The organism is Sorangium sp. So ce834 (assembly GCF_051521425.1).
Classification (GTDB): domain Bacteria; phylum Myxococcota_A; class Polyangia; order Polyangiales; family Polyangiaceae; genus Sorangium; species Sorangium cellulosum_D.
In genome coordinates this window covers 3,221,941-3,236,310 of sequence record NZ_CP150351.1, presented here as the reverse complement: position 1 = coordinate 3,236,310, position 14,370 = coordinate 3,221,941, and the positions used below count along the sequence as shown (strand labels likewise).

The window sequence follows — 14,370 nt, the reverse complement described above, 5'->3', positions numbered from 1 at the left end:
TACCCTCGCCTCTGCATGGCCCCCGAGGACATCAAGAAGCTCCGGCAGGAGCTTGGGTGCACGGCCCGCGAGCTCGCCGGAGCGCTGGGCATCGAGCAGGAGACGGTGCTCGCCTGGGAGCACGGCGATCTCTTCCCGACCAAGCGCTTCGTCGGAATGATGGAGGAGCTGCGGCGCAAAGGTCCGGAGGCGATCCCCCGCAAGAAGAAGAAGCAGGCGACCGCCTCGCCGCTCCAGCTGCTCTCCGACCCCGAGCTCTGGCGGCTCTTCCGCAAGCTCCTCGCCCACCCCGAGCTGAGGAGCGCAGCGATGAAGCTGGCCGAAACCTATCCGGATCCGATGGACGCCCCGCCGTCGTGAACGACGGGCCGATGGGCCTGAGGGTCAGGAGGAGATGACGATTCAGTCGTCGTCCTCGTCGTCCTCGTCCTCGTCCTCGTCCTCGTCCTCCTCGTCCTCGTCGTCCTCGTCGTCCTCGTCCTCGTCGTCCTCGTCCTCGCTCTCCTCGTCGTCGTCCTCGCCCTCTTCGTCCTCGTCTTCTCCCCCGTCCTCGTCCTCGTCCTCGTCCTCGTCCTCGTCGTCGTCCTCGTCCTCGTCCTCGTCCTCTTCGTCTTCGCCCTCGTCGTCTTCGTCTTCCTTGTCCTCGTCTTCCTCGTCCTCTCCGTCGCGCAACGCATCCTCCTCGGCAGGGTTGTCGTGCCGGGCGGCGGCCTCCTCGACAGCCCCAGCATCCTCCCCAGCGACCGAGCTCCCCTCACGCACGTGGTTTTCCATGGCTTCCATCACAACATCTCCCTCCCGCGGCGCAGTAGGCGACACGCCGACGTCTTCCGGTAGATCCTCGGCCGCGCTGGCGACCGTCGTCCGGATTGATCCCTCCGCGCCGGCGAAGCTCTCCTGGCCCGCGGTCGCCACCGCGGTCTCCGGCGGCTCTTCGCCGAGCTCGCGCTCGTAGGCGCGTCGCGACTCCTCGGTCAGCTCGGTGAACTCGCGCAGGGTCGGCAGCTCGCCGAGCGCCTTCAGGCCGAAGAACTCGAGGAACTGCGCCGTCGTGCCGTACAGCATCGGGCGCCCAGGCTCGTCCTTCTTGCCCAGGATCCTCACGAGGTCTCGTTCCAGGAGCGACTTGAGCGCCGCGCCGGAATCGACGCCGCGGATCTCGTCGATCTCGGGCCGCGTGATCGGCTGCCGGTAGGCCACGATCGCGAGCGTCTCGGTCTGGGCGCGCGACATCTTGACCGGCTTCTGATCGGTCACCTCGCGAACGAACGGCGCGAATGCGGGGCTCGTCCGGAAGACGTACCCTCCGGCGACCTCGTCCAGCCGGAACCCCCGCCCGTCGTACTCCGCGACGAGCTCGGCCAAGAGCTCGCGCACGACGCGGTGCTCTGCGTTCGCCGAGCGCGCGAGCTCGCGGGCCGGCACCGGCCGCTCCGCCACGAAGATGAGCGCTTCCAGCACGCCCTTCAGATGCTTGCGCGCGACCGCGGAGAGCCCCGGCACCTGCGCGGGCCCCGAGGCCGCGCTCCGGACGGGAGCATCGGTGCGACGCGCCGGATCGCCGAGCTGGGACCAGGCGCCTGCGCGGAAGCGGGCGAGCGGATCTTGACGCGTCGCCCTGGGCGCGCGCGGCTCTTTCTTCGCGCCGCGCGTTCGCTTCGCTCCGCCGAGCCACGCGTACGCCGCCGCCCTCAACCGCGCCGGCGTGCCCCGCCCGCTCGCCCGCGCCGGCGCGGCCTGCTTCGGCGCGCCCTGCGCCGACGTCTTCGGCGCACGCGGCTCCTTCTTCGCCCCCCTGGGCCGCTTGGCTCCGCCGAGCCACGCGTACGCCGCCGCCCTCAGGTGCGCCGGCGTGCCCTGCGCGTTCGCCTTCGCTGACGCGCCCTGCCCCAGCGTCTTCGGCGCGCGCGGCTCCTTCTTTGCGCCTCGCGACCGCTTCGCTCCGCCGAGCCATGCGTGCGCCGCCGCCCTCAGGTGCGCCGGCGTGCCCTGTCCTGTCGTCTTCGCTGACGCGCCCTGCCCCGGCGTCTTCGGCGCGCGCGGCTCCTTCTTTGCGCCTCGCGACCGCTTGGCTCCGCCGAGCCACGCATGCGCCGCCGCCCTCAGCTGCGCCAGCGCGCCCTGTCCTGTCGTCTTCGCCACGCGCCGCCGCTTCGCCGCGGCATCAGCCACCGTCACGGCCACTCCCTGCGTCTACCTCATCCACCTCTTCCGCCGGCGCAGCCCCTTCCGGCGGCATCGCGGCCTCCTCCGAGGCCGGCAGGTCGCTCGGATTCGCGGCCGCATCGCGCTCTGTCTGCTCCAGGGCGGGACCGGCGTCTGGTTCCGCCGCTGGCTCGCCCCCTGCGAGGTCGTGCGCGCGGCTCGTCTCCTCCGCCGGCTCGGCACGCTCCGGCCCTGCAGGTTCGCCGCTCGATGGCTCGGCTGGCTCGGTCAGCTCCGGCCACGTGGCCGCCTCCGCAGCCTCCGCAAGCTCCGGTGCCTCCGCAGCCTCCGCAGCCTCCGCAAGCTCCGGCGCCTCCGCAGCCTCCGGCGCCTCCACCTCGGCGCTCCTGTCCTCCACGGGCGCGGCCAGCTCCGGCCACGCCGGCTCTTCGCTCGCCGCCTGCGCCGCTTCCGCAAGCTCAGGCGTCTCCGCAGCCTCCGCAAGCTCCGCAAGCTCCGCAGCCTCCGCAAGCTCCGCAGCCTCCGCAAGCTCCGCAGCCTCCGCAAGCTCCGCAGCCTCCGCAAGCTCCGCAGGCTCAGGCGCCTCCACCTCCGCAAGCTCCGGCGCCTCCGCAAGCTCAGGCGCCTCCGCAGCCTCCGCAAGCTCCGGCGCCTCCGCCGCGATGCTCCGGTCCTCCACGGGCGCGGCCGGCTCCGGCCACGCCAGCTCTTCGCTCGCTTCCTCCGAAAGCTCAGGCGTCTTCGCAACCTCCGCAAGCTCGGGCGCCTCCGAAAGCTCAGGCGTCTTCGCAACCTCCGCAAGCTCGGGCGCCTCCGCCTCGACGCTCCTGTCCTCCAAGAGCGCCGCCAGCTCCGTGCCCGACAATTCGTCGCTCGGCGCCTCCGCAGTCTCTGCCGCCTCAGGCGCCTCCGCCGCCTCAGCCGCCTCAGGCGCCTCCGCCGCCTCAGCCGCCTCAGGCGCCTCCGCCGCCTCCGCCGCCTCCGCCGCCTCAGGCGCCCCCACAATCTCCGCAGGCTCAGGCGCCTCCGCCTCGACGCTCCTGTCCTCCGCGGGCTCGACCAGCTCCGCGCTGGACAATTCGTCGCTCGGCGCCTCTGCAATCTCCGCGAGCTCCGGCTCCTCCGCCTCGACGCTCCTGTCCTCCGCGGGCTCGACCAGCTCCGCGCTGGACAATTCGTCGCTCGGCGCCTCTGCAATCTCCGCGAGCTCCGGCTCCTCCGCCTCGACGCTCCTGTCCTCCACGTCCTCCGTGGACTCGGGCGGCTTCGGGCTCGCCGATTCGCCGCTCAGCGCCTCCGCAGCCTCCGAGACCTCCGTTCCCTCGGGCTCGACGAGCTCCGACTCCGCCGCCTCGACGAGCTCCAGCTCCGCCGCCTCGACGAGCTCCAGCTCCGCCGCCTCGACGAGCTCCAGCTCCGCCGCCTCGACGAGCTCCAGCTCCGCCGCCTCGACGAGCTCCGGCTCCGCGAGCTCGCCGCCCCCCACGCTCTCGGCCTCAGCTCCCCCACCCTCGCCGGCAGCAGGCGGCGCGCCCGCCTCTTCGCCCCCGGCCACCTCGACCCGCTCCGCCGCCGGCGCCCCTTCGTCGACCTCGAAATCTGGCGGAGGCGTGCCGTCCGGCACCGAGAGCTGGATGTGGATCGGCGCCAGCGAGTCCGTCTGGTGGACCCGGATGAGCCTCAGCTTGCACATCTCGAGCACGGCCAGAAACGTGATGACGACCTCGAAGCGGGGAATGACGCCCCCCTTCGAGACGCTGTCGAGCAGCAGATCCTCGAAGCGCATCGACCGCCGCGCCGAGAGCTTCTCCGTGAGCTCCACGATGCGATCCGTGATGCTGATGCGATCGAAGACGACCTCGTGATCAATCTGGACGTTCGTCCGCTTCAGCACCCGCTCGAAGGCGTCCAGCAGGCCGAAGATGGCCATCGACGCGAACGGCGCGGGGCCCTTGGGCACCTCGCTCTCGCTCATGCCGCGCGTGAACACGTCCCGCCCCAGCGTGCCGCGCTCGGCCAGCTCGGCCGCGGCCACCTTGTACTTCTGGTACTCCAGCAGCCGCCGGACGAGCTCGGCCCGCGGATCCTCCTCCTCGCCCGGCATCCCGTCGTCGTCCTGCCCCGCAGGGACGCTCGGCAGCAGCATCTTCGACTTGATGTGCGCCAGCGTCGCCGCCATCACGAGGTACTCGCTCGCAAGATCGATCGACAGCGAGCGCATGAGCTTCAGGTACTCAAGGTACTTTTCCGTGACGAAGCTCACGGGGATGTCGAGGATGTCGAGCTCGTGCTGCTGGATGAGGTGCAGCAGCAGGTCGAGCGGCCCCTCGAACGAGGGAAGCGTGACGACGTACTCGCCCTCCCGCGGCCCCGCGTCCGCCGCCTCCTCGCGCGCAGCCGCCGCGGCCTCGCGGGCCGAGGCGGCCTCGCGGGCAGGCGAGGCGGCGTCCCGGGCCGAAGCGCCCTGGCGGGCGGCGGACGCAGGAGCGGCGCCCGCATTGCCGCGCCCTTTGCCGCCGCGCGCCCTCGCTGCGCCCGCCTTGGAACCGCTCACGCCGCGACCGTAGTCGCAAGGCGCCGGTCGGTCCACGCCCGAGCGTCCCCCGGCGGCGCGACGCGCCGAAACGCCGCTCCCTCCGAGAATTTATGGCGGGACCGGTGCTAGGATCAGCGCGGTCGATGAAGCCGTCCCCCGCGAAGAGCTGCCCCTCGTGCGGTGAGCGCTACGACGCGGGCGTGCTCTATTGCCCGCGCGACGGCACCCCGCTCGCGAGCTCGCGCAAGAGCGCCTCGTTCGGCGCCGCCGAGCGCGATCCGTACGTGGGCCTCACCCTCGGCGGGCAGATCCAGACCCGCCACCTCATCGGCATCGGCTCGATGGGCCGCGTCTACCGCGCCTTCCAGGCAGGGATCGAGCGCGACGTGGCCGTGAAGGTCCTCCACCGCGAGCTCAGCAGCAACGCCGAGCTCGTGAGCCGCTTCCACCGCGAGGCCAAGATCGCGAGCCGGCTCGTCCACCCGAACGTCGTCCAGGTGCTCATGACCGGGAGCATCCCCGCCACGGCCGACGCCCGGATCGGCGGCGAGCTCTACCTCGTCATGGAGCACCTCGACGGCATCTCGCTGCTCTCGGCGCTCGCCGCCGCCGGCACGGCCGGCGAGAGCGAGGCGCTCCCGCTCCCGAGGGCGCTCCACATCATCCTCCAGGTGTGCGACGCGGTCGGCGAGGCGCACGCGCAGGGCATCGTCCACCGCGATCTCAAGCCCGAGAACATCATGCTCGTCCGCCGCGGCGAGGACCCGGATTACGTGAAGGTGCTCGACTTCGGCATCGCCCGCCTCGACTGGGCCGACAAGGCGATGACCACCCAGGCCGGGCTCATCTTCGGCACGGCCAAGTACATCTCGCCCGAAGGCGCCGAGGGGCAGCGGGTCGGCCCGCCCGCGGACGTCTACTCGATCGCGACGATGCTCTACCAGTGCCTCGCCGGCCGCGCGCCGTTCGAGGGCGACTCGCCCGTCGCGCTGCTCGTCCAGCACACCCACGCCCCGCCGGCGGACCTGCGCAGCATCGCGCGCTCGAGCTACGTGCCCGCGCCGATCGCAGAGGTCGTGATGCAGAACCTCGCCAAGAAGCCCTCGGACCGCGCCCCGGACGCGCGCGCCCTCGGCCGCGACCTCGCCCTCGCCGTGCGCGCGAGCGGCCTCGACCCCGACGAGATCGCCGCCCAGCCCGGGCTCCTGCGCGCCAGCGCGGTCATGAAGCTGGCGTCGAAGTCGCGCACCAAGTCGCTCGACCTCTCCCCCGCGCTCGCCGCCAAGATCGGAGGCATCGCCGCGCCCACGCTGGAGAGCGCCCGCGTCAGCGACCTCGATCCGCTCCTCCCGGCCAGCGAGGCGGCGCTCTACGGGGGCCCCGCGTCGCCTCGCCACGAGGAAGATCGCTCCTCGACGAGCGACGAGGAGCGCTGTTCGTCGCCTCGAGCGAGCGGCGTCGAGCGGTACTCCACGGGCGGCGTCGAGCGCGCCTCGTCGCCTCGAGCGAGCGGCGTCGAGCGCTCCTCGACGAGCGACGAGGAGCGCTGTTCGTCGCCCCGAGCGAGCGGCGTCGAGCGCTCCTCCTTCAGCAGCGCAGACTTCAGCGGCGCGCCGGACGAGCCCGCGCGGACGGCGGTCGGCCTCGGCATCGACCACCCCGCGCGAGACTCCGCGCCCGCGCCGTCGACCATGCAGGGCGTCGCGTCCGCGCCGCCGCAGCTCCCCCGCCGCGCGGTGATCGCCCGCGCCACCGCGCTCCTCGCGTGCGCCGGCGCGGTGGGGCTCGTCGCGTTCCTCGGCGGGCGGCACCTCGGCGCCTTCGGGGGGAACGCCGCGCGAGACTCCCTGGAAGGGCACATCGACCGCGCGCGCGACTGCATGGGCAGGCACGCGTGGGACACGCCGCCCGGCGAGAACGTGAAGGACATCATCGCGCAGGCGCTCGCGCGGTGGCCCAGGGACGCGCGGCTCGGCGCGCTCCGGCGCGAGTCCGCCGAGCGCATCGTCGCCGACGCCCTCGGGCGGAAGTACGCCGGCGACAGGTCCGGCGCCATCCGCCTGGCGAAGCTCGCGATCGAGCTGCACCCGGAGCTCACCACGGCCCAGCACCTCGCCGCCGAGCTCTCGGCCCCGCCGCAAGACGCCCCCGCGGAGCCGCCGCCGCAGGTCTCCCCGCAGAGCAGCGGGCTCCGGGACACCGGCCCCGATCGCCGGCCGCCCCCGCGCCGTCCGGCGCCGGCCGGCGATCGCGGCTCGACCGCCGGCCAGCCGCCGGCGCCGGGTCCCCGCGGCGCGCCGGCCCCGCCGCCAGCGTCGGGAGCCGCGGGCGCGCCCGCGAAGACCGGCGCCGCCCCGCCGCCGGCCAGCGACGCGCCGGTCCTGCCGCCGTCGCCGCCCCCGCTGCCCACGGAAGGCTCCTCGCCGCTCCCCTCGTCCACCGGTCCTTGGCTATAATTCGACGAAGGTGAATCGAGGCCGCTGGTACCCGACGTCGCGCGCACCCACGGACGTCCGCGCCGGGGAGGGCGACCGAGCAGCGCCGCCGCGCCGAGACGGGGCCCGATCGAAGCGCCGCGCCGCGGGCGCAGCGAGCGCCGCCGCGCTCGCCCTGCTCCTCTGCGCGGCCCCCGGCCGCGCCGACGAGAGCAGGGCGGCCCGCCGCGCCGCCGCCGCGCGCGAGCGGGATCGCCCCTACACCATGGTCGAGATGAGCGGCGGCGTGATGACGCTCCCCGGCGCCGACGTCTGCCCCGTCCTGGCCCCGGAGGCGTGCGAGCAAGGCGAGACGAGCGTCTCCTTCGGCATCCACAACCTCTACCGCTGGGGCGACATCGGCTTCGGCGCGGGCATCTTCTGGGCGGCGTCGCTGAGCACCGACGCCGCGCACGGGGCCAGCAGCCTCGAGCGCGATCACTCGCGCCGCTACTTCATGCTCGACGGGGTGTTCCGCTACTACGCCCTCCGCACGCCCAAGACGGAGTGGTGGGTCGGCGCGACGGTCGGCGGCGTCGTCGTCAACGACTCCTGGTCGGTCGAGGCCGATCGCAACCCGTACTCGGACACGGCGTACGTCGGTCCCAGGGCAGCGACGATCGGCACCGAAGGGGTCGCCGCGGGGCTCGCGATCGGCGGGGACTGGGCGTTCGCCGAGAACTGGAGCGTCGGGAGCCACCTCCGCTACTCGAGCTGGTTCCTCCCGGCGCAGCGCAAGATCTCGCCGACCGGCGATCGCGCGTCGCTCTCCGAGCGCGTCGACATGTTCAACATCGGCGTGCTCATCGCCTACCGCGTCGCGCTCTGATCTCGCGCGCGGGGTGGCCCCGGCGCGCGTGCCCGCCGCGCCCGTGCGCACGGCGATCGCTCGGCGGGCGCCAGTTGACGCGACATCGCCGGGTCTGTACGCCTCCTCGACCGTTTCCATCCTGCGAGGAGCCCCCGATGCCGCTGAATCTCTCGACGGTCGGCCACACGACCAAGCCCAGCGCCTTCACCTTCAACTGGAAGACCCTGGCCACCTACGCGCTCGGCATCGGCGCCCGGCGCGAGGAGCTCGAGTACCTCTACGAGGGCGTGCCGGGAGGCATGAAGGTCTACCCGACGTTCGGCGTCATCCCCTCGCAGGACGCCGTGTTCGCCGCGCTCGAGGCGGCCGGGGCCGAGCTGCCGCTCATCGTCCACGGCGGCCAGACGCTCCGCGTGCACCGGCCGCTCCCGACGAGCGGGACGCTGTTCACCACCGCCACCCTGTCCGGCATCTACGACCTCAAGAAGTTCGCGCAGGTGATCGTCGAGACCAAGACGACCCTCGACGGCGAGCCGCTCTTCGACACGGTGTGGTCGATCATCGTGCGCGGCGTCGGCGGCTTCGGCGGGCCGCGCCCGCCGCAGAGCGAGCCTGCGGCCTCGGCGCCGAAGGACCGCGAGCCCGACTGGGTGGTCGAGCAGGCGACCGCGCCCGAGCAGGCGCTCCTGTACCGGCTCTCGGGCGACGAGAACCCGCTCCACGCAGACCCGGAGGTCGCGGCGAAGGCGGGCTTCGCGCAGGGCCCCATCCTGCACGGCCTCTGCACGTACGGCTTCGCGGCGCGCGCGATCATCCAGAAGGCCGCGGGCGGCGACGCGAGCCGGCTGCGGGCCTACGGCGCGCAGTTCCGCAAGCCGGTCTGGCCCGGCGACACCCTCATCACGCGGGGCTACATGCTCGAGGGCGGCAAGGTCGCGCTGGTGACGTCGGTCAAAGATCGCCCCGATCCGGTGCTCACGAGCGCGTGGGCGGAGATCGGCTGACGGCCGGCGCGGCCGCGTGCTAAGGCCGAGGCCCGGATCAGGGAAGCGATATGAGCAAGACGACCGAGAAGGACAGGGCCAAGGACGACGAGGACCTCGACGAGGACGAGTCGACCGATGAAGGCAACGACGACGGGGAGGAAGAAGAGGCGAAGGCCGCCGCGGTCCGCGGCCGCGGCCACGCGCACGACGACGACGACGACGACGCGGACGACGACGGCGCCGATCCGGAAGATCCGTACTGGTGGGCGCCGCACGCGGTGCTCAGCGCGCTCGTGCTGATCGGGCTCCTCGGCTTCTTCGGCATGTTCAACACGACGCCGCTCGCTCGCCTCGCCGCCCCTGTCGCCCCGGAGCCGGACGATCACGCGCACCCGGCCGCCGCGTCCCCCGCGCCCGCCCCGACGCCCCGCCCGGCGCAGTCGGCGCAGCCGCCCCGGGAGATGTTCGGCGCGAAGCACCTGCTCGTCATGTACCAGGGGAGCCGCCGCGCGCCCGGGACGATCACGCGGACGAAGGAGGAGGCGAAGGCCCGCGCGACCGAGGCCATGACGAAGGCCAAGGCCGACCCGAGCAAGTTCGCGGACATCGTGAAGGAGTACTCGGACGAGCCGGGCGCGGACCGGCGCGGCGGCGACCTCGGCAAGTTCCCGAAGGGCGCGATGGTCCCGGAGTTTCAGGCGGGCCTCGAGAAGATCAAGGTCGGCGACGTGAGCGACCTCGTCGAGACGCCGTTCGGCTTCCACGTCATCCTCCGCACGCAGTGAGCGCGCGCCGCCCGCGGCGCCGCAGGCCCGAACGGCGCCGCAGGCCCGGGCGCCGCGGCGCCGCAGGCCCGGGCGCCGCAGCGCCGTAGGCGACCCGTTCGCCCGCGCGCTCAGCGCGTCGGCGCGGTGACGATCTTCTTCAGCCTCGCCGACTTCTCTTCCTTGGTCAGCGTCAGCTTGGCGTGCTCGTCCGCCGTCATGCCGCTGCGGAGCACGCGGGCCTCGTCGCCGACCCCGTAGACGGTCTTGTCGGCGCGGGCGAAGATCCACTCGGTGGCGGGGCTCTCGCCCTCCTTGTGCATGAGGCGCACCGCGCCGTCGCCGATGCCCTTCTCCCGGACCGCGCCCGGCAGCTTCGCCAGCGTCGACAGCACGTCCTTGGCCTGATCGACGTCGGCGCGCACGATCGCGGCCACCCGGTAGCGCTTGTCGACCTCCTTGTAGTAGCCGAACGCGCCGGGCCCCGCGCCGTCGACCCCGAGCACGTCCTTCGTCTCGTAGCGGATCCCGAGCGCGATCATGTTGTCCCTGGGCAGCGCCGCCGCCGCCGGGGGCAGCGACGGCTCGCCGGGCAGCTTCGAGCCCATCTCCTTCACGAGCCCGGGCAGGACCTTCTCGCTCGACGACTTGAGCGCCGCCTCGGCCAGCGCCTCGTCGTTGTACGTGATCTCGGCGAGGTACTGCCCGCGCCAGAGGTACGCGTTCCCGACCCCCATCGCGGCCGCGCCGCCGCCGTCGATCGGGCTCGGCGTCGCTTCGTCGGCGGGGTCGCCCTCGCCCACGGTGCGCTTCGTGAACATCCCGTAAGCGCCCTCGGTGGACCCGAACTTCGAGAGGTGCACGTCGACCGTCGCCGAGCCGCCGGCGCCGCTCACGTAGCGCGCCTCGACCACGCGCCGCACGCCGAATCCCTTGTAGATCTCGCACTCCCCGTCGAACATGTCGCAGATGCTGTCGAGCGGCAGGGGCGCCGATTCGCCGAACGTCTTCTCGGCGCCGTTCGGGTCGAGGCAGAACCCGCCCGTCGTGCGCGGGAAGAACGGCGCGCTCGCCGCGTCGCCGATCGTCCCGCCGCCGTCCGCGCACGCGGCCGGCTTCGCGGCCGGCGGCGGCGGCGGCGGCGCGCCCATGGGCTCCTCCTTCTTGCTGCAGCCCGCGGACAGCGCGGCCGCGAGCGCGCCCGCGAGCAGCGCGCAGCTCCGGGCGCTCCCGCGCCTGGGCCTTTCGCCGCACGCGACAGGCGCGCTGGGGGCAGACGGGACTCTCGATGAACACCTTTCCGGCGGGAATCGCATGGCCCGATCGCCTTGCACCTTTTTTCATAGCGCCGCAATCGTTAGCGCCCGTCCCGGACCGCTTTGAGAGATTCATCATGCAAATCCATGGTTTAGCGCGCACCGCCGAGGGCATGCGGCTTGCCTTTGCCGGCCATCTGGTGCGTCCCTTCCCCTGTTCGCGACCTCCTCTTCGAGATCCCGATCGACCGCGGGCGTCGTCACCGCGAGAGCGCGCGCGGCGCCGCCGCAATGGGCGCGGCTTCACCCTGCCGGAGCTGCTCGCGGTGATCGTCCTCATCGGCATCCTGGCCGCCGCCGCGTCGCCGAGCTTCGTGAACGGCATGCGCGATCGCCGCGTGAACCGCACCGCGATGGAGATCAGCGGCCTCTATCGGCTCGCGCGCTACCAGGCCATCGGGCGCGGGGCGGCGGTGCTCGTGCGGTGGACGGCCGCGACGGGGCAGTTCGAGGTGCGACAGGCGCGGGTCGAGAACATCGCCGCCGGCTCGCTCATCGCGACGAGCTGCCGCAGCATCGGCAACTGGATGGATCCCGCCCTGACCGACGCCGTCACGACGCTGCAAACGGCTGCCGTCGAGCTGGCCGCCGTGGAGCTCCGCGATCCGACCGCCCCCGACGGCACCGTGCGCGCGAACGCCGACATCTGCTTCACGCCGAGGGGCCGAACGTACGTGCGCTACGCCGCCGCCGGGAACCTCGCGCCGCTGCTCGGCGCGATCCGGGTGAACGTGACCAACACCAGGACCGGCCTCGTGCGCTCGGTCTTCGTCCCGCCGAACGGCGTCGCGAGGCTCGGCCTGTGAGCGCGGCGCGGGTGAGGCGAGCGGGGCGCTCCGGCTACACGCTCATCGAGGTCATGGCGGCCCTCGGCGTGCTCGCCATCGGCGCCACCGGGGTGCTCGCGCTGCAGAAGGCCACGCTCATCAGCAACACGAACGCGCGCAACATCGCGATCGCCAACAGCATCGCCATGACCTGGGCGGAGCGGCTGCGGGTGGACGCGCTCCAGTGGAACGAGCCCCGGCGGGTCCCCGACCTCGACGGCGACACCCAGTGGCTCAGGCTCACGACCGCCAGCCCGTTCCCGGCGAAGGTGACGCCCACGCAGGTCGACGCGCTCGGGGCGCCGAGCGCCGACGTGTTCGGGACCGACATCCACCTGGGCGACACGTCGGAGCCCGCGTTCTGCACGCACGTCCGCTTCCGCCAGTTCACCCACCCCGCGACGGGGACGCGGCTCTGGGAGAGCCTCATCCGCGCCGAGATCCGCGTCATCTGGGAGCGCAACGGGAACCCGATCGACTGCACGATCGACCCGATCGACGTCGATCAGCATCCGGAGCGCTTCGGCGCGGTCTACCTGACGACCGGCGTCCTCCGGAACACGAGCGAGGACCGACGATGACGACGGATGGCCGCACTTCCCCCGCGCGGGCGCGCGCCGCAGGACAGCGAGGCTTCACGCTCGTGGAGCTGCTCGTGGCGATGGCCGCCGGCCTCGTCGTGTCGCTGGCGGCGTTCCTGCTCTCGAAGAACGCGACGCGCTTCTTCCAGAACGAGGCGAGGGCATCCGCCTCGCACCTCGCCGCGACCGTCGGGCTGAACCGGCTCGCCGCGGACCTGCAGCGCGCCGCGTACCTCTCGACGCCCAACATCCGCGTCGACCCGGAGGTCTGCCAGATCCCGGCCGAGCCGCCCGGCCTGAATGTCCTCGCGGGCATCGCGATCCGGCGGCAAGGATCGTACATCGAGGGCGGGGCGGAGCTCACCCAGAGCGCCGTCGCCAACGAGCTGTATCCGGACTCCATCATCATCGGCGGGAGCTTGAGCAGCAACGAGCTCTTCGAGTTCAGGAGCATCAGCGACGCGGGCGGCGCCCTGGTCGTCCAGCTCAACCCGAACAGCGCCGCCGTGCAGCGCACGCTCCAGCGAGCGAACGGCAGCGGACAGGGGCTATCCCAGATCTTCGCGCCGAACCGCATCCTGCGCGTCATGGTCCGAGGCCAGACCCAGTTTCTCTACGGGGTCATCCAGGGCACCAACGTGCAGGGCAATCCGCCCAACCTCATCGCCATCACCCTCAAGCCGTCTCCCGGCCTGCCGATCCTCTCGGGGCTCGGCCGGTGCGGCGTGACCCCCGGCGGCGCCACCGGCGACGGCGGATGGGTGAACGTCGTCAACCGCGTCCGCTACAACATCCGGAGCCTCGTCGGCAAAGACACGCCCTACGCCCCCCTCGTCGCGCCCATCGCGCCGGAGCAGACCGGCGACGACGGCCGCACCGAGCTCGTGCGGGTCGAGCTCGACGATGCGAACAACGAGATCCCGGAGACGCTCGAGCTCGTCGCGGAGTACGCCGTCGATCTCAAGTTCGGGATCTCCGTCGCGCAGGAGAGCACCGATCTGAGCGTCACCGACCCGTTCATCCAGCGGTATCCGATCCTGTCGACCGACAACACGACCGTGTACAACGTCGCCTCCCCGCTCGATCAGTTGAGCTCCGCCACCCCGCAGCGCGTGCGGTCCGTCCAGATCCGGCTCTCGACGCGCACCCGGGCGCCCGACCGCGACGTCGGCTTCCCCGAGCGCTCCGACGGCCGCAGGCTCAGGTTCCTGATCCCCGGTATCCTCGGCGGCACCACCTACGCCCGGATGCGCACGCTCTACGCCGACGTCGCGCTCCCGAACCAGGCCTACGTCAAATGGTGAACGCAAGCATCGCCCGGTCCCGCCGGCGCGCCCGCGAGCGGGGCGCCGCCGTGTTCATCGTCGTGCTGGTCATCACGATGCTCATGGCCATCGGCCTGTTCGCGGCCAACGTGGCCACGCTGTCGACCATCGCCACCGGCCACGAGCGCCGGATGACGCAGACGCATTACCTCACCGAGTACGCGATGCAGCTCGCGCTCGCCGAGATCGAGCAGAACGGCGGCCTCGACGCCATCGCCCCGACGGCGTCGACCAACTGCTCGATCAGCACCGAGCCGTGCTGGGCGTTCTACCCGCACACGTTCGACGCGGCGGAAGATCTCGTGGAGCTGCCCGCGCCCGAGGCGCCGGGGAGCCTCGGGCGCGCGGACGTCGCGTGGATCGCCAAGGTGGAGATCACCGACAAGATCAAGCCCGCGATCGGCAATCGCGCCGGCAGCGACCAGGGCGGCCCGAACGCCGTGAGCGCCGATTACTGCACGGTCACCATGAACGCGCGGCTCATCGCCTGGCCCAACGGCGCGGTCATGGCCGAGACGGGCAGCCAGGAATCCCTGTCCGTCGTTGCCGATATCCTCTGCTCGAAGTGACGAACCGGAGCGCAC

12 protein-coding genes are annotated in these 14,370 nt (G+C 72.6%); 9 read left to right on the top strand and 3 right to left on the bottom strand.

The window, feature by feature from the left end; genetic code table 11:
• The first annotated feature begins 15 nt into the window (after positions 1-15).
• Positions 16-360 (top strand): helix-turn-helix domain-containing protein, encoded by a 345-nt coding sequence (locus WMF20_RS11680; protein WP_129574422.1) that lies wholly within the window; start codon positions 16-18, stop codon positions 358-360.
• Positions 361-402: 42 nt separating this feature from the next.
• Here WMF20_RS11680 and scpB read toward each other — a convergent pair whose 3' ends face one another.
• Both scpB and WMF20_RS11670 read right to left on the bottom strand, forming a co-directional pair.
• Positions 403-2,178 (bottom strand): SMC-Scp complex subunit ScpB, encoded by a 1,776-nt coding sequence (gene scpB / locus WMF20_RS11675; RefSeq protein WP_437613262.1) that lies wholly within the window; start codon positions 2,176-2,178, stop codon positions 403-405.
• Positions 2,165-4,720: a segregation/condensation protein A gene (locus WMF20_RS11670; RefSeq protein ID WP_437613260.1), complete on the bottom strand. Its 2,556-nt coding sequence runs from the start codon at positions 4,718-4,720 to the stop codon at positions 2,165-2,167. Before WMF20_RS11670 ends, scpB begins: the two co-directional genes overlap by 14 nt.
• 125 nt (positions 4,721-4,845) lie before the next feature.
• On the opposite strand from WMF20_RS11670, the gene WMF20_RS11665 reads away from it, so the two are divergent.
• The 4 genes from WMF20_RS11665 to WMF20_RS11650 all read left to right on the top strand — a co-directional run bounded on the left by WMF20_RS11665 (position 4,846) and on the right by WMF20_RS11650 (position 9,758).
• Positions 4,846-7,158, top strand: a complete 2,313-nt coding sequence (locus tag WMF20_RS11665; RefSeq protein WP_437613258.1) for a serine/threonine-protein kinase — start codon at positions 4,846-4,848, stop codon at positions 7,156-7,158.
• 10 nt (positions 7,159-7,168) lie between these two features.
• Entirely contained in the window at positions 7,169-8,005 is an 837-nt protein-coding gene (locus WMF20_RS11660; protein WP_437613256.1) for a hypothetical protein, read from the top strand.
• Positions 8,006-8,142: 137 nt separating this feature from the next.
• Positions 8,143-8,991 carry a MaoC/PaaZ C-terminal domain-containing protein gene (locus WMF20_RS11655; protein WP_129574417.1) on the top strand — a complete coding sequence of 283 codons (849 nt, stop codon included), beginning with the start codon at positions 8,143-8,145 and terminating at the stop codon, positions 8,989-8,991.
• Between the two features lie 50 nt (positions 8,992-9,041).
• Entirely contained in the window at positions 9,042-9,758 is a 717-nt protein-coding gene (locus WMF20_RS11650; RefSeq protein WP_437613254.1) for a peptidylprolyl isomerase, read from the top strand.
• Positions 9,759-9,868: 110 nt separating this feature from the next.
• Here the strand turns inward: WMF20_RS11650 and WMF20_RS11645 are convergent, their stop codons facing one another.
• Entirely contained in the window at positions 9,869-10,888 is a 1,020-nt protein-coding gene (locus WMF20_RS11645) for a DUF6599 family protein (RefSeq protein WP_437613252.1), read from the bottom strand.
• A 137-nt stretch (positions 10,889-11,025) separates the two neighbouring features.
• Here WMF20_RS11645 and WMF20_RS11640 point away from each other — a divergent pair, with 137 nt between their 5' ends.
• From WMF20_RS11640 to WMF20_RS11625, 4 genes are read left to right on the top strand one after another with little or no spacing between them, the layout of a single operon-like run.
• Entirely contained in the window at positions 11,026-11,859 is an 834-nt protein-coding gene (locus tag WMF20_RS11640) for a pilus assembly FimT family protein (protein ID WP_437613250.1), read from the top strand.
• Positions 11,856-12,461 carry a type IV pilus modification PilV family protein gene (locus WMF20_RS11635; RefSeq protein ID WP_437613248.1) on the top strand — a complete coding sequence of 202 codons (606 nt, stop codon included), beginning with the start codon at positions 11,856-11,858 and terminating at the stop codon, positions 12,459-12,461. The genes WMF20_RS11640 and WMF20_RS11635 overlap by 4 nt, the downstream gene beginning before the upstream one ends.
• The gene (locus WMF20_RS11630) at positions 12,458-13,765 is read left to right on the top strand and encodes a PilW family protein (protein ID WP_437613246.1); all 1,308 of its coding nucleotides are present in this window, start codon (positions 12,458-12,460) and stop codon (positions 13,763-13,765) included. Before WMF20_RS11635 ends, WMF20_RS11630 begins: the two co-directional genes overlap by 4 nt.
• Entirely contained in the window at positions 13,759-14,355 is a 597-nt protein-coding gene (locus tag WMF20_RS11625; protein ID WP_437613244.1) for a hypothetical protein, read from the top strand. The genes WMF20_RS11630 and WMF20_RS11625 overlap by 7 nt, the downstream gene beginning before the upstream one ends.
• The last annotated feature ends 15 nt before the right edge of the window (positions 14,356-14,370 follow it).